This window comes from Janthinobacterium sp. ROICE36 (assembly GCF_002869965.1).
Classification (GTDB): Bacteria; Pseudomonadota; Gammaproteobacteria; order Burkholderiales; family Burkholderiaceae_D; genus Janthinobacterium.
Genome location: NZ_PEBS01000006.1, coordinates 14464 through 36235 on the forward strand (window position 1 = coordinate 14464; position 21772 = coordinate 36235).

At 66.3% G+C, this 21772-nt stretch carries 16 protein-coding genes; 4 read left to right on the top strand and 12 right to left on the bottom strand.

The annotated features are described in order from the left end of the window. Nucleotides 1-7 precede the first annotated feature (7 nt). The 9 genes from CSZ94_RS03975 to CSZ94_RS04015 are packed head-to-tail and all read right to left on the bottom strand — an operon-like array spanning nucleotide 8 to nucleotide 11108. Nucleotides 8-1210: a TIGR03088 family PEP-CTERM/XrtA system glycosyltransferase gene (locus CSZ94_RS03975; RefSeq protein WP_102120324.1), complete on the bottom strand. Its 1203-nt coding sequence runs from the start codon at nucleotides 1208-1210 to the stop codon at nucleotides 8-10. Next, on the bottom strand, nucleotides 1200-2771 hold the full coding sequence (gene xrtA / locus CSZ94_RS03980; RefSeq protein ID WP_102120325.1) for an exosortase A: 1572 nt from the start codon (nucleotides 2769-2771) through the stop codon (nucleotides 1200-1202). The genes CSZ94_RS03975 and xrtA overlap by 11 nt, the downstream gene beginning before the upstream one ends. After that, nucleotides 2768-4039, bottom strand: coding sequence for a TIGR03087 family PEP-CTERM/XrtA system glycosyltransferase (locus CSZ94_RS03985; protein WP_102120326.1), 1272 nt, complete (start codon nucleotides 4037-4039; stop codon nucleotides 2768-2770). The genes xrtA and CSZ94_RS03985 overlap by 4 nt, the downstream gene beginning before the upstream one ends. A 15-nt stretch (nucleotides 4040-4054) precedes the next feature. After that, nucleotides 4055-5146 carry a FemAB family XrtA/PEP-CTERM system-associated protein gene (locus CSZ94_RS03990; RefSeq protein WP_102120410.1) on the bottom strand — a complete coding sequence of 364 codons (1092 nt, stop codon included), beginning with the start codon at nucleotides 5144-5146 and terminating at the stop codon, nucleotides 4055-4057. Further along, on the bottom strand, nucleotides 5146-6006 hold the full coding sequence (locus CSZ94_RS03995) for an XrtA system polysaccharide deacetylase (RefSeq protein WP_102120327.1): 861 nt from the start codon (nucleotides 6004-6006) through the stop codon (nucleotides 5146-5148). The genes CSZ94_RS03990 and CSZ94_RS03995 overlap by 1 nt, the downstream gene beginning before the upstream one ends. Then, nucleotides 6003-7163: a non-hydrolyzing UDP-N-acetylglucosamine 2-epimerase gene (wecB, locus tag CSZ94_RS04000; RefSeq protein WP_102120328.1), complete on the bottom strand. Its 1161-nt coding sequence runs from the start codon at nucleotides 7161-7163 to the stop codon at nucleotides 6003-6005. The genes CSZ94_RS03995 and wecB overlap by 4 nt, the downstream gene beginning before the upstream one ends. Before the next feature lie 12 nt (nucleotides 7164-7175). After that, complete coding sequence (locus CSZ94_RS04005) at nucleotides 7176-8708, bottom strand: TIGR03016 family PEP-CTERM system-associated outer membrane protein (protein WP_102120329.1); 1533 nt, start codon at nucleotides 8706-8708, stop codon at nucleotides 7176-7178. Then, nucleotides 8692-9558 (bottom strand): XrtA-associated tyrosine autokinase, encoded by an 867-nt coding sequence (locus tag CSZ94_RS04010; RefSeq protein ID WP_102120330.1) that lies wholly within the window; start codon nucleotides 9556-9558, stop codon nucleotides 8692-8694. Before CSZ94_RS04010 ends, CSZ94_RS04005 begins: the two co-directional genes overlap by 17 nt. A 20-nt stretch (nucleotides 9559-9578) precedes the next feature. Continuing rightward, on the bottom strand, nucleotides 9579-11108 hold the full coding sequence (locus CSZ94_RS04015; protein ID WP_102120331.1) for an XrtA system polysaccharide chain length determinant: 1530 nt from the start codon (nucleotides 11106-11108) through the stop codon (nucleotides 9579-9581). Between the two features lie 252 nt (nucleotides 11109-11360). Between CSZ94_RS04015 and CSZ94_RS04020 the strand changes: the two genes are divergently transcribed. Beyond that, entirely contained in the window at nucleotides 11361-11984 is a 624-nt protein-coding gene (locus tag CSZ94_RS04020) for an XrtA/PEP-CTERM system exopolysaccharide export protein (RefSeq protein WP_102120332.1), read from the top strand. 200 nt (nucleotides 11985-12184) lie between these two features. Beyond that, nucleotides 12185-12931 (top strand): N-acyl amino acid synthase FeeM domain-containing protein, encoded by a 747-nt coding sequence (locus CSZ94_RS04025; protein ID WP_102120333.1) that lies wholly within the window; start codon nucleotides 12185-12187, stop codon nucleotides 12929-12931. Between the two features lie 3 nt (nucleotides 12932-12934). On the opposite strand, the gene CSZ94_RS04030 is transcribed toward CSZ94_RS04025, so the two are convergent. The 3 genes from CSZ94_RS04030 to prsT are packed head-to-tail and all read right to left on the bottom strand — an operon-like array spanning nucleotide 12935 to nucleotide 18999. Next, nucleotides 12935-13711, bottom strand: a complete 777-nt coding sequence (locus tag CSZ94_RS04030; RefSeq protein WP_102120334.1) for a S1 family peptidase — start codon at nucleotides 13709-13711, stop codon at nucleotides 12935-12937. Further along, the gene (locus tag CSZ94_RS04035) at nucleotides 13708-16212 is read right to left on the bottom strand and encodes a hypothetical protein (protein WP_102120335.1); all 2505 of its coding nucleotides are present in this window, start codon (nucleotides 16210-16212) and stop codon (nucleotides 13708-13710) included. Before CSZ94_RS04035 ends, CSZ94_RS04030 begins: the two co-directional genes overlap by 4 nt. A gap of 3 nt (nucleotides 16213-16215) precedes the next feature. Beyond that, nucleotides 16216-18999 carry an XrtA/PEP-CTERM system TPR-repeat protein PrsT gene (prsT, locus tag CSZ94_RS04040; protein ID WP_102120336.1) on the bottom strand — a complete coding sequence of 928 codons (2784 nt, stop codon included), beginning with the start codon at nucleotides 18997-18999 and terminating at the stop codon, nucleotides 16216-16218. A 218-nt stretch (nucleotides 19000-19217) separates the two neighbouring features. Here prsT and CSZ94_RS04045 point away from each other — a divergent pair, with 218 nt between their 5' ends. Both CSZ94_RS04045 and CSZ94_RS04050 read left to right on the top strand, forming a co-directional pair. After that, nucleotides 19218-20522 carry a nucleotide sugar dehydrogenase gene (locus tag CSZ94_RS04045; RefSeq protein WP_102120337.1) on the top strand — a complete coding sequence of 435 codons (1305 nt, stop codon included), beginning with the start codon at nucleotides 19218-19220 and terminating at the stop codon, nucleotides 20520-20522. Then, entirely contained in the window at nucleotides 20522-21712 is a 1191-nt protein-coding gene (locus CSZ94_RS04050) for an SDR family oxidoreductase (protein WP_180977364.1), read from the top strand. The genes CSZ94_RS04045 and CSZ94_RS04050 overlap by 1 nt, the downstream gene beginning before the upstream one ends. The last annotated feature ends 60 nt before the right edge of the window (nucleotides 21713-21772 follow it).

Sequence of the window (21772 nt, forward strand, 5' to 3'; positions counted from 1 at the left end):
AGGCCTTTCAGGGATAAGTGGACAGGGGAGAGGGCTGGCGCGCACCCGTCAGGCGGTCGTATACGGCCAGGTAGGCGCCGGCCATGGCGGGCAGGCTGTGCTCGGCCAGCACCTGGCGCCGCCCACGCGCGCCGTGGCGCGGGCCCAGCTCGGGCATGCTGTAGTAATCGAGCATGGCGTCGGCCAGCATCTCGGGCGAACCGGACGGCACCAGGGTGCCGCTCCAGCCCGACTGCACCAGTTCCGCGTTGCCGCCCACTTGGGTGGCAACGATGGGCAGCCCCGTCGCCATCGCTTCGAGGATGGTGTTCGAGCTGCCTTCGGCCAGCGAGGGCAGCACGAACAGGTCCATGGCGCGCAGCAGCTGCGCCACGTCGTCGCGCGCGCCGGGCAGCCAGGCCAGATGGGCCACGCCGGCCTGCTGCAGCAGTTCCAGGCAGGTTTGGCGGCACGGCCCGTCGCCGACGATGAGCAGGCGCAAGCGCGCGCGGGCGCCCGGCTGCGCCAGCAACAGCAAGAACGCCTGCACCAGCGAGGCATGGTCCTTGACGGCGGCCATGCGGCCCACGCTGCCGATGACGAAGCTGCCGTTGCACAGGAAGCCGGGCGGCCCCACGGCGGCCGGCGGCCCCAGGCGCGGATGGAATTGCACGCTGTCGACGCCATTGCCGATGTGCGATACTTGCGCGGGTGCCGCGCCGATGCTGTCCACCAGCCAGTGGCCCAGGTCGGCGCTGACGGCGATGAAGTGCTGTATCAGCGGCAGCATGCATTTGCGCAGTAGCCGGTATTTGCGGCGGGTACCGTGCAAGTCGCTCATGTCGCGCCCGTGTTCGCCATGCACGCGCAGGCGCACGCCGGCCAGGCAGGCCAGCAGTTGCGCTTCGAGGCAACCCAGGTTGCGCGTGTGCACGAGTGCCGGGCGCAGCTGTTTCAACACGCGGTACAGGCGCAGATAGTGGCGCCAGTCCTTGCCTTCGCGCTTGTCCAGGCTGATGACATCGACACCCGGCGTGGTCAGGCGCTGGCGAAACGCGGTGGCGTTCTTCAGGCAGACGATGGCGTGACGGTAGCGCTCGGGCGGCAAATGGTTGATCAGGTTCACCAGGCCGTTTTCCAGCCCGCCCACGTCGAGCTGGTGGATCACGTGCACGATCAGGGGGGCGCTGCTGATCCCCGGCGTGCTGCCGGCATCGGTGTCAAGGGCCATGCGGCAACTCCTGCAAGCGTCGTTCGATGACGGGCATCGCTGCCTGCAGGAAGGCTTGCAGGCGCGCGCGCGGTGGCGGCGCCAGCTCGTCGTAGGCGGCAAAGACGAGGATGTCGACGCCATCCTGGCGCCTGCCCAGCAGCTTGGCTTGCGCCAGCAGCAGTTTCACCAGCACGGGCCGGGCCGTGAGGATGCCGCCCTGGCGGTAGACGCGCCACACCAGCAGGCGTTCGCCGCCGTGCCCCAGCACGCTTTCGCGCACGTCCAGGGTGCCGCCTGCCAGGCTGACATGCTGCACGCGCTGCGCCAACGGCATCCAGCGCGCGCCATACGGCATGGCTTGGTGCGTCAGCAGTTCGGCATCGCGCGCCTGGCGCGCATACCAGTGCAGCTGCAAGCCCACCGGCGCGCCGTCGCCATTCTGGCGCGCATACGTGGCGGCAAACCGCGCGGGCGCGCCCGCATATGGCGCTTGCCAGGCTGCCGCGGCATCGTGCAGGCGCTGCCAGGCGGGCGGATCGGACAAGGCCAGTACGCTCGCTGGCATCGCGGCGCCGTCGTGGCGGTGGCTGGCCAGCGCCAAAGCCGGCCACAGCGACGCCAGCAGCAGGCAGGCCACGCTGGCGCGGATGGCAGCGCGCATGCCGGCCATGCCAGCGCCAGGGCACACGGACGGCACGACGCGTGGGGGCGGCAATTCGCGCCAGCGCGCGGCCAGCCAGAACAGCAGCAGCACCACCACGCCAAAGAACAGCCAGCCATAGATCAGGTGGTCGACGCCCGCGGCCAGGCGCATATCGCTCAGGTGACCCAGCATCACGATCAGGTAAGCGCGCACGCCATTGGCCAGGATGGGTACCAGCAGGGCAGCGAGCATGACGGCCAGGCGCCGCCCCATGCTGTGGAAGTGCACATGGGCGTACAGGGCGCCCAGGGCCAGCGCGGCAATCAGATAGCGCAAGCCGCTGCACGCTTCCACCACCGACCAGTTACCGGTAGGCAGAGAAAAATTGCTGCCATCGCGAAACACGGGCACGCCCGCCCATTGCAGCGCGGTCACCGTGAAAGCAGCCGTGAAGTCGATCAGGGGTTCCAGGAAGACTTCCCCAAACGGCACGGCGAGAAACAGGTACGCCAGCGGAAAGGCCAGCAGGCGCACGGCCGGCCAGCCGAGGATGGCCAGCACGCAGGCCGGTAGCATGGCGGTGGCGGCATATTGCGCCACCACGGGCACGTTGGCGGCGTCGGCCAGCAGCCAGGCCAGGCCCAGCGCGCCCAGCAGCAGCAAGCCTGGCCGCGACGGCTGGGGCGCCAGCGTGGCCAGGCGGGCGCGCTGGCGCCAGGCCAGCCAGCAACTGATGGGAACGATCAGGAAACCGTGCGCGAATGTCTGCGAGCGGGCCCACAATTGCACCATCGACCAGAAAGTGGCGTGATACAGCAGCACGATGGCCGCCAGGGCCAGCAGCAGGGCCGCCAGGGCGACCTGGCGCCGGTGCTCGCCATGCGGCAGGACGGCCACGTCCGGCAAGCGTATCGCCTGGTCGAGCAAGCGGCTCATGTGGATATCTCCCCCACGGGCTGTGTCGGCGCGGCGACGCCGCTGCCGGCCGCTTCCGCCTCGGCAGGCAAGCCCAGCATGGTTCCCAGGCTGCGCAGATTGCGTTCCCAGTCGTAATCCTGCAAGACCAGCTGGCGCGCCGCCGCGCCGATGGCTGCGCCGCCCTGCGCGTTGCGCAGCACGCGCGCGGCATGGTGGATGAATTCGGCGTCGTCGCGCGCCAGCAGCAGTTCCAGGCCCGGCTGGGCGGCGATGCCTTCCAGCGCCTGCGGCGTGGCCAGCACGATCTTGCCCATCGCCATCGCTTCAAGCACCTTGTTTTGCACGCCGCGGGCGATGCGCAGGGGCGCCACGGCCAGCGCCGCGCCGGCCAGGTAGGGCCGGATGTCGGCCACCTTGCCCGTCACCACCACGCCGGCCACTCTTGCCAGCGCCGTCACGGCGGGCACGGGCGCGCTGCCGACGATATAGAACTGCAACTGGGGAAACTGGCGCCGCAGCGCGGGCCAGACGTGGCGCACGAACCATTGCACGGCGTCGATGTTCGGCCAGTAATCCATGGCGCCCGTAAACACCAGCGTCTGCGCGCCCGGTGGATACACGCCCGACCGGGCCGGCATGGGCGTGAAATACGCCGTGTCGACGCCATTGTTGACATGGCCCGTCTTGCGCCGCGCCATCGGCGCGCACTGGCGGAACAGGGCCGCTTCGGCCGGCGAGACGAAGCTGGCGGCTGTGAACTGCTGGGCGATATGGCGCTCGTACTGCAGCAGCAGCTGCGCTTCGCGCCGGTACAGCAGCGACATGGGCCAGGGCTTGCTTTCGCCGTACTGGCGCCATTTGTCGGAATCGACATCGACGAAATCGATCACGCGGTGCAGGGCACGGCCCGCGCTGCCATCGATGTATTGCGCCATGGGCCCGGAAAAGGCCAGCGCGTGGCGCACCTTGCCGCCCGATAGCAGGCCTTCGACCCATTGCAGCAGGCGCGCATCGCGGTAGTAATGCACGCTCATGGCTTGCCGCGACAGCAGCGCCTGCATGGCGCGCCAGCGGGCCGGGCCGCGCCGCAAGTCGATGAAGCGCGTGCTGGCGCACAGGGCGGCCACGGTTTTCGCATGTTGCCAGTCGTCGTCATCGTCGATGAAGCAAGCGAGGTGCACGCGGAAATGCCGGCTCAGGTACTGCAGCATGTGCCACGAGCGTATCTTGTCGCCTTTGTTGGGCGGATACGGCAGGCGGTGGGCGAGGAAGAGCAGTTCACGCATGGTGTGTCCCCTTGCTTAGCCCAGCTGGCGCACGATGTGCGGCCCCAGCAGGTTGGCCAACGGCAGCGGCAGGCGGCGCCAGGCGCGGATGAACAGCGCATACTTGGGATTGAGCGGGTTGACTTCCGGCAAGGCCGTGGCGCGCACCAGTTGGTAGGCATACGGCAGGGGCTGCGGCGCAAAACCCCAGTTCTTCTTGAAGGCGTAGGCGCCCGTACCCAGCTTGCTGCGGCCGAAATCGAACAGGTGGCAGCCGCGTTCGCAGGCGCGACGCATCGCTTCCCAGTACATGAAGTCGTTGGCACCCGTGCTGCGCGCCAGCGGCGTGCCGCCGCCGTAATATGGCAGCACTTCATCGCGGAAATAGAATAGCAGCACGCTGGCCTGCGCCTGCTGGCCGTGATACACGGTGAGGATGTCGCAATCGCTGCCGAAGACCGTGCGCAGCAGAGCAAAATGGCGGCGCGCGAAGACGGGCGTGCCCAGCCGGTGCACGCTGGCCGCGTAGATCGGATAGAAACGTTCGAGGTCATGCTCGACGGCGCTGTGCAGGCCGGCTGCCATGGCCTTGCGCACGACGGCACGCTGCTTGCGCGGTATCGCCAGCAGATTCTGTTCTGCCTCGGGGAGCAATGGACGGCGGAAGGTCGCGTACAGGGGGCTCTGCAGCCAGGATGCATGCGCGTGTTCCTGTGCTTTTTCGTGCACCTCGCGCCAGCGGTATTCCAGATGCCCCACGCCGAGGCGCCGGGCCAGCACCTGCGCGGCGCCGTCGAGGGCCAGTCGCACGGCCGCGCTGCCGCCGGCGATGCCGCCGTACACGCAAAACGGCAGCGAGACGAGGGACGAGCCGAACAAACGGCTGCGCACATGCGCCAGCGGCAGCACGCCGGCGATGCGCCCGTCCTGTTCCGCGTACAGGAAATGGCTGTCGTGGCGGAAACCTTGTTGCATGATGGTGTGCCAGCCGGCGCGGTGAAAGAAGGTGGCCTCGGGACAGGCCTCGACAAAGGCATCCCAGCGCGCATGCTCATGTGCCTGCAGCGAGCGCACGGCAATGGCGGCGCCGGACGGCGCGGGGTCGGGAGCAAGGCTGGCCTCGTGCATCATTTGCTTTCCAGAAAAATACGGTCCATGCGGTCCCAGCTGAAGTCGTCCGTCAGGCGCGCCAGCCGCGCTTCCATGCGCCCCAGGTTCAGGTAGTGGCGACAGCGCGTCTTTGCGCTCAGGCCGGGCGGGCACGGCTGGCCGGGATCGAGTTCCCAGGGATGAAAATAGAATATGCCAGCTTGCCCGTCGCGCGAATTGATGCGTCGCAAAAGCCAGCGCGACAGTGCATACGGCATCAAGCGGAAATAGCCGCCGCCGCCGGCCGGCACGTTGCGTCCGCGCAGGCGCACGGTGCTGACGGGCAGTTCCAGCACGCCTTGCGGCCCCCTTGGACGCCAGGCGAAGCGGGGAGCCTCGGGCATGCCGTAGTGGTCGTGGCGGATCGGGTAGATGCTGGAACTGTAGCGGTAGCCCGCTTCCTGCAGCACGTCGAAGGCCCACAGATTGGTTGCGCCGATGGAAAAGCTGGGCGCCCGGTAGCCGTGCACGGCCAGCCCCGTCAATTGCTCCAGGATGGTCTTGCTGTGGCGTACATCGTCGGCGAACTGCGCGGCCGACTGCTCACAGGCGCGCAGGTGCGCATAGCCGTGGCTGGCCACTTCATGTCCGGCGGCCGCCACGCGGCGCAGCATGGCCGGATAGCGCTCGGCGATCCAGCCTAAGGTAAAAAAGGTGGCGTGGATGCGGCGCCCTTCCAGCAGCAGCAGGATGCGCTCGATGTTCGCCTCGATCCGGCATTCCAGGCGGGGCCAGTCCGCGCGCGCGATGTGCGGCGCGAAGGCGGACACCTGGAAATAGTCTTCCACGTCGATGGTCAGGGCATTGCGTAATATCAAAGAGCAAGGCGGCGCCGTCATGGCGTGCCCCGGCGCGCCGCCAGCCAGGGCACGATGACGGCGGCGATGCGCGTGGCGGCGTGGCCATCCCACAGGGGCGGAATGCGGCCCCGCTTGCCACCCGTCGCCAGGATGGCGCGCGCCAGCGCCAGGATGGCGGCCGGGTCCGTGCCGGCCAGGGTATTCGTGCCGTCGCTGACGGTGACGGGCCGCTCCGTATTGTCGCGCAGGGTCAGACAGGGCACGCCCAGGGCCGTGCTTTCTTCCTGGATGCCGCCCGAATCGGTCAGCACCAGGCGTGCGCCCTGTATCAGGCCCAGCATTTCCAGGTAGCCCAGCGGCGGCAGGCAGACGATGGCCTGCTGCGCCAGCAATGCTTCCAGGCCTGCCAGGCGCAGGCCGGCCAAGGTACGCGGGTGGATGGGAAACAGCAGCGGCAGCTGGCATGACAATTGCCCGAGCACCCGCAGCAGCGCTTCCAGTTGCACCGCGTCATCCACATTCGATGGCCGGTGCAAGGTCAACACGCCGTAGGCGGGCGGGCAGGCGTGGCCATGCGCGCGCAGCGTGGCGACGGGCTTGACTGCGCGCGGCAGTTGCTGGCGCAGGCTGTCGATCATGACGTTGCCCGTGAAGTGGATGCGCTCGGGGGCGACGCCTTCGCGCAGCAGGTTGGCGCGCGCGCTGTCCTCGCTCGTCAGCAGCAGGCTGGATAATTGATCCGTCAGCACGCGGTTGATTTCCTCGGGCATGCGCCGGTCGCCACTGCGCAAGCCCGCCTCGACATGGATTACGGGCGTGCCGCGCTTGGCCGCCACCAGCGCGCACGCCAGCGTGGAATTGACGTCGCCCACCACCAGCACGCAATCGGGCGCCAGCGGCGGATGCGTGTCGAGCACGGCATCGAAGCGGCGCATGATTTCGGCCGTCTGCTGCGCGTGATTGCCGGAACCGACGTCGAGGGCGATGTCGGGCGCGCGCAGGTCCAGGTCGGCAAACAGCTGGCCGTTCATGGCTGTGTCGTAATGTTGTCCAGTATGCAATAAAGTCACGCGCACGGCGGGCGCCTGGCGGGCCAGGGCGGCCAGGATGGGGGCCATTTTCATCAGGTTGGGGCGCGCGGCTACCACGCACAGCAGGTGCGCCGGCGCGCCGGACGGAAGAGAAGGGTCGGACATGCTGCGGCCTCCTTAGAACTGCATGGTGAGCGTGGCGCTGACGCCGTTTTCGCGGTAATCGCCGCCCCGGTTGCTGGTGTGCTGCATGTGCCGCACGTCGATGCTGGCCGTCATGTTCGGCTGCAGGATGCGCGTGTAGCCCGCCGTCACGGTGACGTTGTTGTCGCGCCGGGGCACGCTCAGCGAGCGCATGCTGGCGTAGCCGGCATTGACATTGACGCTGGTGCGCGAACTGGCTTGCCAGCTCCAGCCCAGGTTGCTGCTGAACTGGCGCGTGCGCTCTTCGCTGCCGAACTCCATGCCAGGCAGCAAGGCGCTCTCGATGCCGCTGGCCGTTTGCGCCGTGCGGTCGACGGCCGTGACGCCGACGACCAGCGTGCTTTTCGGCGTGGCGCGCGCCATCGTCAGCTGCAGCTGTTTTTGCAGGAAATAGCGGTGGCTGAAGTAATTGATGGCGCCCTGTTCCGGCCCCAGCTTGTTGGCGTAGCGCAGGAAGGCAGCGATGCGCAAGCGTCTGTCGCGCGCATTCGGAAAGATGCCACGCCATAATTGATCGAGCAGCTGGCCCGCGTCGCGGTCGCCCAGGCGCGCAAACTGCGTGGGCAGGGTGGTGATGTTTTCGCTGTAGCTCAGTTGCCAGTTGCTATGGCGCTGCAGGAATGTGGCATCCAGGCTGTAGGTGTTGCCAAAAAAGCGCTTGCCCGTGCTGAAGGCCACGCTGCTGCGCGGCGACGGCGTCCACACGCCGCCCAGCGACCAGAAGCGGCCTGCCGGCGCCTTGCCGGTGCTGGACAGATAGCCTTCCTTTTCCGTGCCGCCGCTGGCCGTGGCCGCCCATTTTCTGCCGACCGGATAGCGCAGGCCCACGCTGCTGCGCTGCATGCGCACGGGCGCCAGCTTGCTATCCTGCGTGCGGCGCACGTCGTGACTGGCGTGCCAGGTCCAGCCATTGCCGCGCGGCTCGCCGCTGAGCAGCAATGCCATTTCATCGCTGTGTACGGACAGCAATTCGCCGCTGGCTACCGTATCGCGCGTATAGCGCAGCTCGGCCGTAGCCAGGCCGCGGAAGCGGTGGCGCAGGTAGGGGCTGAAGCCGGCGGTGCGCACCGTGCTGGCATTGTCCGTGTCGGGCAGCTCGGCTATCAGTTGCGGGCCGAACGGCGAGATGTTGCGCCGGCTCACGCTGGCGTTGGCATCGATGAAGAACCAGTCCTGCAGCAGTTCGGCGTCGGCCGAGGCGCGCAAATCGTGCTTGTCGCTATTGCCGCGCTGCCCCGCGAGGAATTTCTGCCAGCGGTAATCGAGGTCCACGCGCAGGCGCGGGCCCGTGCCGATGAGGGCGATGGCGGGCGCGATTTCCGTGATGAAGTCCGATTGCGCCTTGCCGGGCGGCGCGCGCAGCGCATTGTCCGTATAGCTTACACGCTGGCGCAGCGAGGGTTTTACCAGCCAGTCGACAGCAAAGGCCGGCAGGGGCAGCAGCAAGGACAGCAACGGTAGCAGCGGCAGCGCCAGGGGCGTGCGGCGGCTAGTCGTAATAACCATAGCCGTAGTAGTCGTTGCCGGGGAACGATTTGGTCTTGTTGTAGATCAAATGTATGTGTTCGCACGAGTCGATCTGGCGCAGCGCTTCCTTGACGGCGTGCTGGGTCGTCGTTTCCGCCTCGACCACCATTACCACCTGTCCCATCTGTCCCACCAGCGCGTGCGCTTCGCTGGTGATCAGCAGCGGTGGCGAGTCGAAGACGACGACGCGGTCGGCGTAGCGGCTGGCGATCTCGGCCAGCAGCCGGCTCATGGCCCGGCTGGCCAGCAATTCCGTCGCATGCTTGTTGCTGCGCCCGGCGGGCAGGATGCGCAGGTTGGCCACGTTGGTTTTCAGGATCACGTCCGCCATGGCCAGTTGCGGGTCGAGCAGCACATCCATCAGCCCTGGCTCGGGCGACAGGCCCAGCACTTTCAGCACGGACGGGCGCGCCACGTCGGCATCGACCAGCAGCACCGTGATGTCCATTTCCATGGCGATGCTCATGGCCAGGTTGACGGCGCAATACGTCTTGCCTTCGCCGGGCATGGCGCTGGTGACGACGATCAGGTTGCCGTGGCGGATGGCCTCGGCGCCGCTGGCGCGCGCCTGGCGCAGCAGCGGGCGCTTGATGATGCGGAAATCTTCGGCCACAGAACTGCGTCCGCCGTCCTGCGTGAGCATGCCTTGCTCCGCCAGCCGGGCCAGGTTCAGGGGGCGGTACTGAGGGGTGCCAGCCGCCGCCACGGTGTCCGCGCTGTCGCTGTCATTCGCGCTGTCCGCTGCGTACGGCGCGGGGGCTTCGGCGACGCCCAGGATGCCGGGTTCCTGCCTGCCGCTGTCCTTGCTGCTGCGTTCCTTGCTGGTCATCGTCGCTCCCGTGGCGTGGTCTAGAATTTGAACAGCGCAGCCGTCATGACCCCGCCGTACAGCAGGAACAGGCTGCCCAGGCAGCCGGCAAAGCCATAGCGGGCGCGGCGGCGGCGCACCTGCTGCAGCGGCGTCCACTTCATCGACACCGTGCCCAGCACGTTCAAGCCCGTGGCATCGCGCAGTTCGGCGGGGCTGAGGAAGGTGGGGCGCACCTGGCTGATCAAGAGGGCCGTGGCGATGCCGGCCACCAGGGCCGCGCCCAGCGCCGCGCTGAACAGCAGCGGACGGTTCGGGCCGATGGGCGCATATTGCACCGTGGGCGGGTCGATGATCTTGAAGGCCATCATCTCGGTGGTGGAACTGAGTTCGCCCGACAGCTTGGCCGCTTCGCGCCGGCCGATCAGCTTTTCATAGTTTTCCTTGTTGATGATGTAGTCGCGGTTCAGTTGCGCCAGTTGCGATTCCACCTCGGGCACGGCATTGCTTTGCGCCAGCAGGCGCGCATTGCGCGCGTTGTATTCCTGCACGCGGGCGCGGATGGCGGCCACCTTGGCGTCCGCATCCGTCAGCGCCACCTTCAACTGCTGCAGCATGGGACTGTAGTTCTTGCCCGGGTCGCCGGATGCCGTTTTCAGCTTGCTTTCCTCGATCTTGCGCTCTTCCAGCTGGGCAATGAGGCGCTTCGAGGCGATGATGTCGGGATGCAACTCCGTAAATTGCATGCGCAGGCTGTCGAGGTTCTTGTTGAGTGAGGCGATGCGCTCGTCGAGTTCCGGATTGGTGATGGCCGACGCGTTTGGCTCCAGGTCGAGCACGGGCTCGTCGCCCTCGATCTGGCTCAGGATGGCCTTGCGCGATTGTTCCGCCTCGACCAGTTCCAGCTTGGCATTGTTCAGGCTATCGGATGACATCAGCAGCTGGCTGCCATAGTCGATGCCCTGGCGCGGCAGCAGCAGATTGTTGCGGATCTTGAATTCCTTCACCAGGTTTTCCGCCGCGCTCAGCTTGTCCTCGTAATTCTTGATCTGCTCGTCGATGAATTGCACGGCTTTCTGCGAATCGCCCTTTTTGCCCTGGAAACTGCCTTCGACAAAGATGGTCAGCAGGCTTTGCACCACGTCGCGCACCAGCTTCGGGTCGCGCCCGCTGTAGCTGATGGTATAGATGTCGTAGGCGTTGGTGCCGGTGATCTTGATGCGGCGCATCAGCTCATCGAGCCGGGCTTCGTGTTCGCCCACGGTCTTCGAATCGAGGTCGAGGTCGACCATGCGCATGACGCGCTCCACGTTCGGGCGGCTGAGCAGGGTGCGGCTCATGATGGCCACCTGCTGTTCGGTGTTCGGCACGCTGGTCATGCCGGCCAACAGCGGCTTGAGGATGGTTTGCGTATCGACAAACACGCGCGCCGACGTCTGGAAGTCGTCGGGCAGGGTGATCACCTTGATGAAGCCGGCTATCACCACCAGCCACGCCACCAGCACTGCATGCCAGCGGTACTTCCAGATGCCTTTCAGGCTGGAAAGCAGTTGCTGTATCAATTCCTCCATGTCGCTTCCTTCTGGTGACGGTGCTGCACGGTCGATGGCTGGGCGGCGCGGACAACGGCGTTTTGCAAGAAATGCTTGCCTGTTAAGTAAGCAAAGTATAGGGCGCCTGTCGAGCAAGATTTCCCAAGATGATTGCTTCTTGATACGCCTCAAGGTTCACTTGCCGGGTTTTAATAATCATGGGAAGTTCGCGGCCCAGGCTGGTTCTGCGGGGCCAGCCATGGACGCGCCATCGACTCGAAGAGGTCCCGCATGAATCCGTTTCGCCGTGCATTTGTATGCCACACGCTGGTACTGGCGGCTAGCGCCAGCTTGCTGGGGGGCTGCCGCACACGCTATCCGCTGGCGCCCGCCGACGACAGCGCGCCCATGCACGACTACCTGATCGGCCCGGGCGACTCCGTCAACATCATTGTCTGGCGCAATCCGGAAGTGTCGCTGACGGTGGCCGTGCGGCCGGACGGCAAGATCACCACGCCGCTGGTGGAGGATCTGGCCGCCAGCGGCAAGACCTCGACCCAGCTGGCGCGCGACATCGAGCAAGCCCTTGGCAAGTTCATCCAGCAACCGGTGGTGACGGTCATCGTCACCAATTTCTCGGGCCCGTACGGCGAGCAGATCCGGGTCATCGGCGAGGCGGCCAAGCCGCAGGCGCTGCCGTACCGGCTGGGCATGTCGCTGATGGACGTGCTGATCGCCGTCGGCGGCATCACTGATTTTGCCGCCGGCAACAAGGCCAGCATCATCCGCATGCGCGACGGCAGCCAGCAGCAGCTGGGCGTGCGCCTGGAGGACCTGCTCAAGCATGGCGATATTTCCGCTAACGTCATGATGCGGCCGGGCGACGTGCTGTTGATACCGGAGAGCTTCTTTTAGTAGCGATCTCAGCAATGTCAAAACAGCAGTTATAGTGGTCTTTTTGTACTTTTCGGCAAATTTTAGCGTGCATTTTTGCTAGCTAAAGATAAATTTCTTCTGCTTTTTTAGCTGATGGTGGGAACTTTTCTCGTTTTTTTCTTGTCACAAGGCATTGGCTTCAGTCCGTCTCGACGGTGGCCGATGGATGTGAGGACAAGATGAGCTTTCAAGATGAACCCATTGTTTCCTTCGACACGCCAGGCACTTTCAGTGACCTGGTGGTGGGCGAGGGGCAGATCGACCCGGCCATGGAGCACGAGCTCGACCTGCAGCGCTTTCATATCCGCATGGCCAATTCGCGTGGCCGGCGCGAAGCGGCCAGTTTGCTGATCCGCAAGATGTACGGCTGGCGCGGCTATGCCGTCGATCCCGGCATTGCGCATGCGCTCAATAAGATCAGCCTGTTTGCGGAAACGGCAGGCTCCACCGTCGGTACCATGACCTTGTGCCTGGACAATGACGAGACGGGCTTGCCCGCCGATGAAAACTTCCGCGACAAGCTCGATGTGCTGCGCGAGCAGGGTCGGCGCCTGTGCGAACCGTCGCGCCTGGCCATCGACAAGGGCGTAAGCAAGCGCGTGTTTGCGGCGCTGATTCATATTTCTTATATCTATGCCCACAATATTCACGGTTTTACGGATTACGTGATTGAAGTCAATCCACGGCATGTGGTGTTTTACAAGCGCATGCTCGGTTTCAAGGATTTTGGCGGCGAGCGAGAGTGCACGCGCGTGGGGGCGCCGGCCGTACTGCTGCGCCTGGACCTCGACTACATGGGCGCCCAGATCAGCAAGTACGGCGGCATGATGGAACAGCATGGGGGTGAACGATCGTTTTACCCCTTTTTTTTTCCGACATGGGATGAACCCGGCATCACCGACCGGCTGCGGCAGGGGCGCAACTGAAACTCATCTATTTTTCAGCATGATCGCCTGTATGTGGCTGCCCGGAATCGCATACGTGATGCCGCTGGGCGCGCTGATGGCGGCCTCTTTCAAGCCTTTGACATATACCATGTTGACGATGCCGTAGACGAGACCGGTCTCGGGATCGAACAGGGGGCTGCCGCTGCTGCCCGGATATGCCGTCGCGTCCAGCTGGAATACCGTGTACGGCGCTTTTTGCAGTTGCGCCAGGCGCCTGGTGTCGAGGCGCTGCGCCGTTGCGCTGGGCCTGACCACCGGCGTCAGCGACGATACGGTGGCGCGGTGCGTGACGTGGTGCAGACCCAGCAAAGTACCCAGCGGGAACCCGGTAAAGGCCATGGCCTGGCCTTCGCGCACCGTCGTCGCGTCGCCCAGCGTCAGGGCCGGCAGCGGCGCGCCAGCCAGGCGCAACAAGGCCAGGTCGTGCTCCATGTCCAGTGCCTGGATTTTGGCAGGGCGAAATTGCGCCGCCTCGCCCTGGCCCGTGAGTATGCCGATCACTTCGTTGGGATTGGCATCGAGCAGTTTTTGAATCACATGGGCGCAGGTCAGCACACTCAAACCGTCGCCCGCCACGAACCCCGTGCCGAGGAAACTCATGGGCGGCGTGCGCGTCTTTTGCAGGCTGCCGACGCCGACGATGGACGGTTTGACGCGTGCAATGACTTGCGCCAGGGCTTCGTCGGCACGGCAGGGCGCGCTGGCCAAGGCAAGGCAGGACAGCAGGACGGCGGAGAATGTCAACGGCAGGGCTTTCATGGCGGCGCACTTTCAGCAGGACGAGGTGGCGGGGGTGGCGGGGGCTGCAGCAGCGCGCACAGCAGCATCAGGTAACACAGCAGGGCAATGCGCGGCACGTCGAGCAGGCTGTCGAACAGGCCGACGACGAGAAAACCCAGCAGGGCGGCGGCCCAGGCCAGCGCGCCCTGGTCGCCTCGCGCGGCCTGGCGCAGCAGACGCAGGCCGGCCAGGGCCAGCAGGCCCAGCATGGACAGTGCGCCGCACCAGCCCGTTTCCACCAGCAACTGCAGCGCCAGGCTCTTGATATGCCACGGCAAGTGATGGTGGTCGCTGCTGAAAAACCAGTAATTGTTTGCCTGCGTAAAGCGTCCGTTGAGTATCAATTCCTCGCCGCTTGGCGCGCGCAGGCTCAGATTGTCGACCTCGATCACGGATGAGGTGGCCGTGCCGCTGGCCGCCAGTTCCAGCTGCACGGGCGGGCGCAGCAGCCAGGTGCCCGCACCCAGCCATCCGCTGTCGAACGGCACTGCATAGTGCTGCCAGGCCGCCACCGGACTGCCAGGTGGCTGAGGGTGCAGGCGCAGGGGGATATGCACGCAACCTTGTGCATATAGTAATTGTCGCTGGCACAGGCGCACCAGCAGCACGGGCATCGGGCCGCTTCTACGCGCGTCGAGCGCCAGCGTGTAGCGCGTGGCCGGCTGTACCGACAGGCGTTGCAGCAGCCGCAGCAGTTCGCCGTAGCCGGCGCTGTAGCCGGGACTGGCCAGGCGGACAAAAGTGTTGCCGGAGTTACCAGGCTCGCCGCCTTCCTGCGCATAGGCGATGCTGGCCGGCACCTCGCGCCCGGGATTGTGCCAGTAATACGTGGCGGGAAAGCTGCCCATGCCCATGCCGAACAGCTGATCGCCCCAGTCGGATGGCTGCATGGCCAGCACTTGGCGCCAATGGCGCCAGCGGCCTTGCAGGTCGAAGGCGGTGGTGGCGAAACGTTCGGTGGCGTAATAGCTGGCCGAGACGGGTATGGCCAGCAGCAACAGGATGCCGGTCGCGCCCGCCATGCTCAGGCTGGCGCGGTCCAACCGCCATAGCGGTGGGCGCAAGCGTCCATTGCACAGCATTAACATGGCCAGCAGCACGACCAGGCAGGCAGGCGCCAGGGCCGGCGGTCCCGCCCAGTGCCAGCCTATCCAGACGAGATTGCACGCCAGCAGGGTCCACGCCATCATCGCCAGGCTCAGCCTGACTGGGCCTTTGCCGGCAGCGCCGCCCGGCCAGAGGTGGCCGGGCAGCAGCACGGCGGCCAGCAGCGCGGCCGCCAGCAAGAACAGGAAATACGGGCCTTTCAGCCAGCCGGCAGCCGGCTGGCCGGCCCCTTCCGGCCACCAGCTGGCCAGCAGGCCCTGCAGGCACAGCGCGCACAGCAGGCTGGCCGGCGCCATGCGCCACGGCAAGGGCCGCGCCGCCAGCACGAAGCTGGCCGCCAGCAGGACCACGGCGGCAAGCAAGCCCCGGTAGCCGGCCACGCTGAACATGGACACGAGCAGGACGGTGCCCAGTCCGGCCAACAGCAGCCTCAGCAAGAGTTTCTCCATGGGTCGCCGGCCCGTCGGGCGCGGCGCCGCGCCGTGGCCTGTGCGCAGGGTTTGCCACAAGGCCAGCAGCATGGCCGCTGCCAGGGCCGCGTACAAGCCCCGTGAAAAAGTGGTGCATGCCGCGTGCAGGGCCAGTGCCAGCAGCAGCAAGGCCAGCGCCGCCTGCCAGCGGCTGCGCGCGCGCGCCAGCCACAGTCCCGCAAATGGCAGGCTCAGGGCCAGATAGCCGTCCAGCGCGGCGCCGCCCGTGTGCATGGCGGAAAACGGCGCCGTGATGCGGTAGTCGCTGGACAGGTTCATCAAACCGGGAAACACGGCCCGTTCCCACAGCGCGAACAGCGATACCATGGCCAGCCCTGCCAGCATGCCCGGCAGCGCGTAGCGGCGCAGGGCGGACGGATCGCCGTCGCGCAGCAACAGCGGCAGCAGCAGCATGCTCCAGGCCCAGGCCTTGCCCAGCCGCAAGCCGTTGTAAGGGCTCAGATAATTATCCCAGGCAGGCGCGGCTAGGGGCGGCAGCGGCAGGACGCCGCGCAGCAGCGCCGCCAGCCAGGCCAGGCTGCACAGCAGCAGGCAGGCGCGGGCGGCGGGCGAAAGCCGCGCCGCTGCAGGCCGGGCGGGCCCGCCCAGGCGCCAATAGCCGCAAGCCACCGTCAGCAATAGCAGCACGTCGAGTTCTTCGAGGAAGAACCAGCCCGTCCACGGCGCCAGGTCCAGCACGGGCAGCAAGGCGGGCAGGCAGAACAGCCAGCAGGCGGGACGCCAGCACAGCAGCAGGAAATAGGCGGGCAGCAGGGCGGCAAACAGCAGGCCGGGCCAGCTGTGCCCCAGCGGATAATGGCGCAAGGCCAGCATGCAGCCCGCGCCCGCCAGCAAGGCCAGCAGCCGCAGCGCCAGGCCGGGCAGGGCCGCGTGTGCCAGCATGGCCTAGAGCTGGGTCAGCAAGGCCTGCGCCTCGGCCCGCTGCGGGAAATCCTGGTTGGCGGCCAGCAGCTGTTCCAGTTGCTTGCGCGCCCCCGGCTTGTCGCCAGATTTCGCCAGCGCCGCGCCCAGGTGGTACTGGATGTCGGGCGACTTCGGCGCCAGGCTGGCTGCCTTGCGCAGCAGGGTGGTCGCGCGCTTGACGTCACCCTGTTCCAGCACGATCCAGCCCAGGGTATCGAGCACGGCGGGATTGTCGGGCGCCAGCTTGAGCGCCTGCTCGGCCGTGGCCAGCGCGCGCGGATCTTTTTCTTGCTGATACACCCAGGCCAGGTCGTTCAACGCCACCACGTTGCCCGCATCCTTGGCGACGACATACTGGAAGTGCTCGATGGCGGCGCGGTATTGCTTCGCTGCCAGCCGGGTACCCGCCAAGTAAGTGCGCGTCGGCAAGTCTTCCGGATGGTCTTTCAGCCAGGTGGCCATGCGCGCATCGGCTTCGCGCTCCTGCCCCGACGCCTGCAAGGCGCGGTACAGTTGCACCTGCATGGGGCCGATCTTGCTGATCTGGAGGGCGTGTTCGTACAACTTGACGGCTTGCTGCGGCAGTTTCTGCGCCATCAGCACGTCGCCTTCGAGCTTGTAACCGGCCGCCAGCTTCGGCTGCTGTTCCTGCACTTGCCGCGCCACGGCCAGCGCCTCGCGCTGGCGGTTCAGGCTCAGCAGCATGGCCACTTCCACCACGCGCGCTTCGAGCAGGGTGGGATCGAGCGCTTGCGCCCGCTTGACGGCTTGCAGCGCATTGTGGCCGTCGCCCAGTGCCAGACGCAGGCTGGCGATGCGCATCTGCAGCGGTGCCGACGTCGTCTGCCGGCTGGCCAACTTGCTGTAGCTGTCGAGCGCCGCCTGCATCTGGCCAGCGCTGTACTCCACCTGGGCGCGCAGGGCCAGCGCATCGGCGTCGTCCGGGTGGCCAGACTGCAGGGTGCGCGCCAGTTCCAGCGCCTTGTCGGGCGCGCCCGTCTGCAGGTAAAAGTTACTCAGCAGCAGGGCCGGCGCGACGGCGTCGGGATTGTCGCGCTGGGCCCGCCCCAGCCAGCTCCGCGCCTCGTCCGTCTTGCCTTGCGAGGCGGCCAGCTTGGCCAGCGCCGCGCACAGGTCGGCATTTTTCGGCGCTTTCGCCAGCGCGCGCTCGAAGCGCTGTTTCGCTTGTTCCGGCTTTTTCCCGGCCAGGTCGATCTGTGCCAGGTTGTTCAGGGCGGGTAAATAGACAGGGTCCATCCCCAGAGCTTGCTCGAAACTGGCGCGCGCGGCAGGGACGTCGCGCAAGGCCATGTAGACGCCGCCTTTCAGGTTCAACAGCAGGGGATTCGTGCCTTTCTGCTGCTGTTCCAGTATCTTCACGGTGGCCAGGGCCTTGTCGTACTGTTTGTTGCGCAGCAAGGTCATCACCAGCATGGTGCCCACCTGCGGCGTGCTCTTGTCGAGCATGCTGGCGCGTTCCAGTTCGTCGATGGCACGGCTGTTCTCGCCCATGCCCAGGCGGCTGATGCCCAACGCCGCATGCAGCCTGGCCGTGTCGGGTGCCAGGGTATTCGCCTTGTCGAAATACGCCGCTGCCTTGTCGTAGCGGCGCGCGCGCAAATGCGACTCGCCGGCCAGCGACAGCAGTTCCACGTCGTCGGGAAAGGCGGACAGCACGGGCAGCAGCAGGTCGAGGGCGGCGTCCGTCTTGCCGCGCATCAGTTCGATCGACGCCATCATCTTGAGCGCGTACAGATGTTTGGGATAGACGGCCAGGAAGCGCTGCAGATAGCTTTCCGCCAGTTGCGGCGAACCCAGCTTCAGTTGCACGGCGCCGGCCAGCAAGATGGACGGCATGTGCTCGGGCGCCACCTTGAGCACCAGTTGCAACGATTGCAGGGCCGCCTTGTTCTTGCCCTGGCGGAAATCGAGCAGTGCCTGGGTCTGTAGCAGGCCCAGGCTGTTGGGCGCCGTCTTGCGCGCCGTGGCCAGCTGGGCCGCCGCTTCCAGGTAGCGGTTTTCCACGATATCGAGGTTGGCCAGGTCGATATGGGCCTGGGTATTGTCCGGCTTGAGCTTGAGGATCTGCAGGTAGGCGCGCCGCGCCGCGCCGTTCTTGCTTTGCAGGCGCTGCAGGTCGCCCTGCAGGCGCAAGGCATCGAGGTTGGCGGGCGCGTTTTTCAAGGCTTGCGCCAGCAGCAACTCGGCCGCCGTCACCTGCTGCTGCAGTGCCGCCAGACGCGCCAGGCCCAGCAGGGCCTCGACCTGGCCCGGATGGGTTTCGAGCAGGCGCGCAAACACGGCGCGCGCTTCGTCCTGGCGGCCCAGGGCCAGCAGGGCATCGCCACGCAGGGACAGCAGGGCTGGCGGCTGCACCGCATCGTCGGCGATCTCGGCCAGTACCTTGTCGAACTGGCCCAGCATCAGCCAGGCCTTGCCCAGCAATGGCATGACGCGCTGCGATGCCAGCCCCAGCAACTTTGCCTTGCGCAATTCTTTCTCGGCAGACAGCGCCTCGCCCGTGTCGATATAGATGCTGCCCAGCAGCAAGCGGGCTGCGCCGTTGTCCGGCTCCTTTTGCAGCAGGTTCTTCAACTGGATGATGGCGGCGCGCGCCTCGCCCTTCTGGCGGTACTGTTGCGCGTCGGCCAGCAGGGACGCACTGCTCTGCGTGCCGTGGCACGCCGTCAGCAAGGGCAGCAGCAGGGTACAGCACAGCGCGGCGGCCGGCAGGCCAGGAAAAGGGCGGGGCAGGGAACGGGCCATGGAAGTCTCCGGTAGCGGCATGCACGAGGGATGGGCATGGCCTAGCTTAAAAAGATGGCCGCCGGTCTCCTTGATTGCGCTCAACAAGCCGCCGATTGTTCGCGCGCGGACTAGCCGCTGCTCCTGGTTCCTTGTTCCCGCTCAAGAATGGCCGGACCGGCGACCGTAGAATTTCCCGGACGGCGATGCTCAGGCCGCAACTATTTGGAGCGATGCATATGGACAGCAGCGTGGATAGCAAGGCGGACGTGGTGGCGGTGGTGGGGCTCGGTTATGTCGGCTTGCAACTGGCCGTCGCGTTTGGCATGCGCCAGCGCACCATCGGCTTTGACTTGTCGGCACGCAAGGTGGAGAGTTACCGCAACCACGTCGACCCCACGGGCGAAGTGAGTACGGAACAGTTGCGTGCGGCGCAATGGCTGAGGGTGGGCTGCGATCCGGCCGAGCTGCAATTGGCCGATTTCATCGTCGTGGCCGTGCCCACGCCCGTCGACAGCGCGCACAATCCCGATTTCTCTGCCCTGGCCGGCGCCAGCGCGGCCGTCGGCCGCCACATGCGGCGCGGCGCCATCGTCATCTACGAATCGACCGTGTATCCGGGCGCCACCGAGGAAATCTGCATTCCCATCCTGGAGCAGCATTCGGGCCTGCGCTGGAAGGAAGACTTTCATGTGGGCTTTTCGCCGGAGCGCATCAACCCCGGCGACAAGGCGCACACCCTGCACAGCATCCGCAAGGTGGTCTCGGGTGACGACGCCGCCACCCTCGACAAGGTGGCCGCCCTGTACGAAGGTGTGGTCGAGGCGGGCGTGCACCGGGCATCGAGCATCCGCGTGGCCGAAGCGGCCAAGGTGATCGAAAACACGCAGCGCGACCTGAACATCGCGCTGATGAACGAGCTGGCCATCATCTTCGACCGCATCGGCATCGACACCCTGGAAGTGCTGCAGGCGGCGGGCACGAAATGGAATTTTCTGCCCTTCCGTCCAGGGCTGGTGGGCGGGCATTGCATCGGCGTCGACCCCTACTATCTGACGCACAAGGCGGAAATGCTGGGCTACCACCCGCATGTGATCCTGGCCGGGCGCCGCATCAATGACGGCATGGCCAAGTTCGTGGCGGAAAAAACCATCAAGGAAATGGTGCGCGCCGGTTTTAAACTGAAGGGCGCGCACGTGAATGTGCTGGGCCTGACCTTCAAGGAAAATTGCCCGGACTTGCGCAACTCGAAAGTGGTCGACATGATCCACGAACTGCAATCGTACGGCGTGCAGGTGCACGTGCACGACCCCGTCGCCGATGGCCACGAAGCGCTGGAAGAATACGGGCTGGCGCTGGAAAGCTGGGAACAGCTGCCGCGGGCCGAGGCCATCATCAGCGCCGTCTCGCACCAGGCCTTGCTGGCCCGCCCGCTGGCCGACTTCCAGGCGAAGGTGCTGGAGAACGGCTGCTTCATCGACATCAAGTCGCATTTCGACCCCCGCCCGCTGCAAGACGGCGGCCTGCACGTGTGGCGGCTATGATGGCGGCCGACGCTGTCGATTCGGCAACCGACACGGCGCATGGCGCGGCAGGCACGGCTGCCGGCGCGTACGCGCTGGCCTGCGCGCAGCTGGCGCAAACGCCGCGGCGCTGGCTGGTGACGGGCGTGGCCGGCTTCATCGGCTCGCACCTGCTGGAAACCTTGCTGCAGCTGGGCCAGGAAGTGCGCGGCCTGGACAATTTCATGACGGGCCACCGCCACAATCTGGAACAGGTGCGCGCCAGCGTGGGCGAAGCGGCGTGGCGGCGCTTCACCTTTCTCGAGGCCGATATCCGCGACCCGCAAGCGTGTGCGCGCGCCTGTGGCGCGCCGGCACCGGCCGCCAGCCGTGGCGACGGTAAGGCAGGTGGGGGCGGCGGCAGCTTGAACGAGCACGGCCGTGCCGATCCGGGCGGCCCTGTCGCCGTCGATTTTGTGCTGCACCAGGCGGCGCTCGGTTCCGTCTCGCGTTCGCTGGAAGACCCGCTGCTGTGCCATGCCGTCAATGTCAGCGGTTTCCTGAACATGCTGGCCGCCGCGCGTGACGCGGGCGTGCAGCGCTTCGTGTACGCCGCGTCCAGCGCCACCTATGGCGACCACCCGGCCTTGCCGAAGGTAGAGCAGCACATCGGCGCGCCCCTGTCGCCGTATGCCTTGAGCAAATATGTCAATGAACTGTATGCGCAGGTGTACGCGCGCTGTTACGCCATGCAAACGGTGGGGCTGCGCTACTTCAATGTCTTCGGTCCGCGGCAATATCCGCTGGGCGCCTACGCCGCCGTCATTCCCCGCTGGATCGCCGCCATGCTGGACGAGCAGACCGTGTACATCCATGGCGACGGCGCCACCAGCCGCGACTTCTGCTTTGTGCACAATGCCGTGCAAGCCAATATCCTGGCCGCCACGCATGCCGATCCGGCAGCCGTGAACCAGGTCTACAACGTGGCCGTCAACGCCCGCACCAGCCTGACGCAGCTGCACGCCACCATGCAGCAAATGTTGCTGGCCGCCCGCCCGCAGCACGTGCCGCTGGCGCCGCACCATGGCGAGTTTCGCGCCGGAGACGTGCGTCATTCGCAAGCGGACATCGCCAAGGCGGCCCGCTTGCTCGGTTACGTACCCACGCACGACCTGGCGCAAGGATTGCGTCAGACTATCGCCTGGTATGTGGCGCAGGCGGACCGGGCATGAGGTAGAAGCTGGCCGCGCATCGGCTACATGCTGGCCGCACCTGAGGTGCGCGCGCTGGCG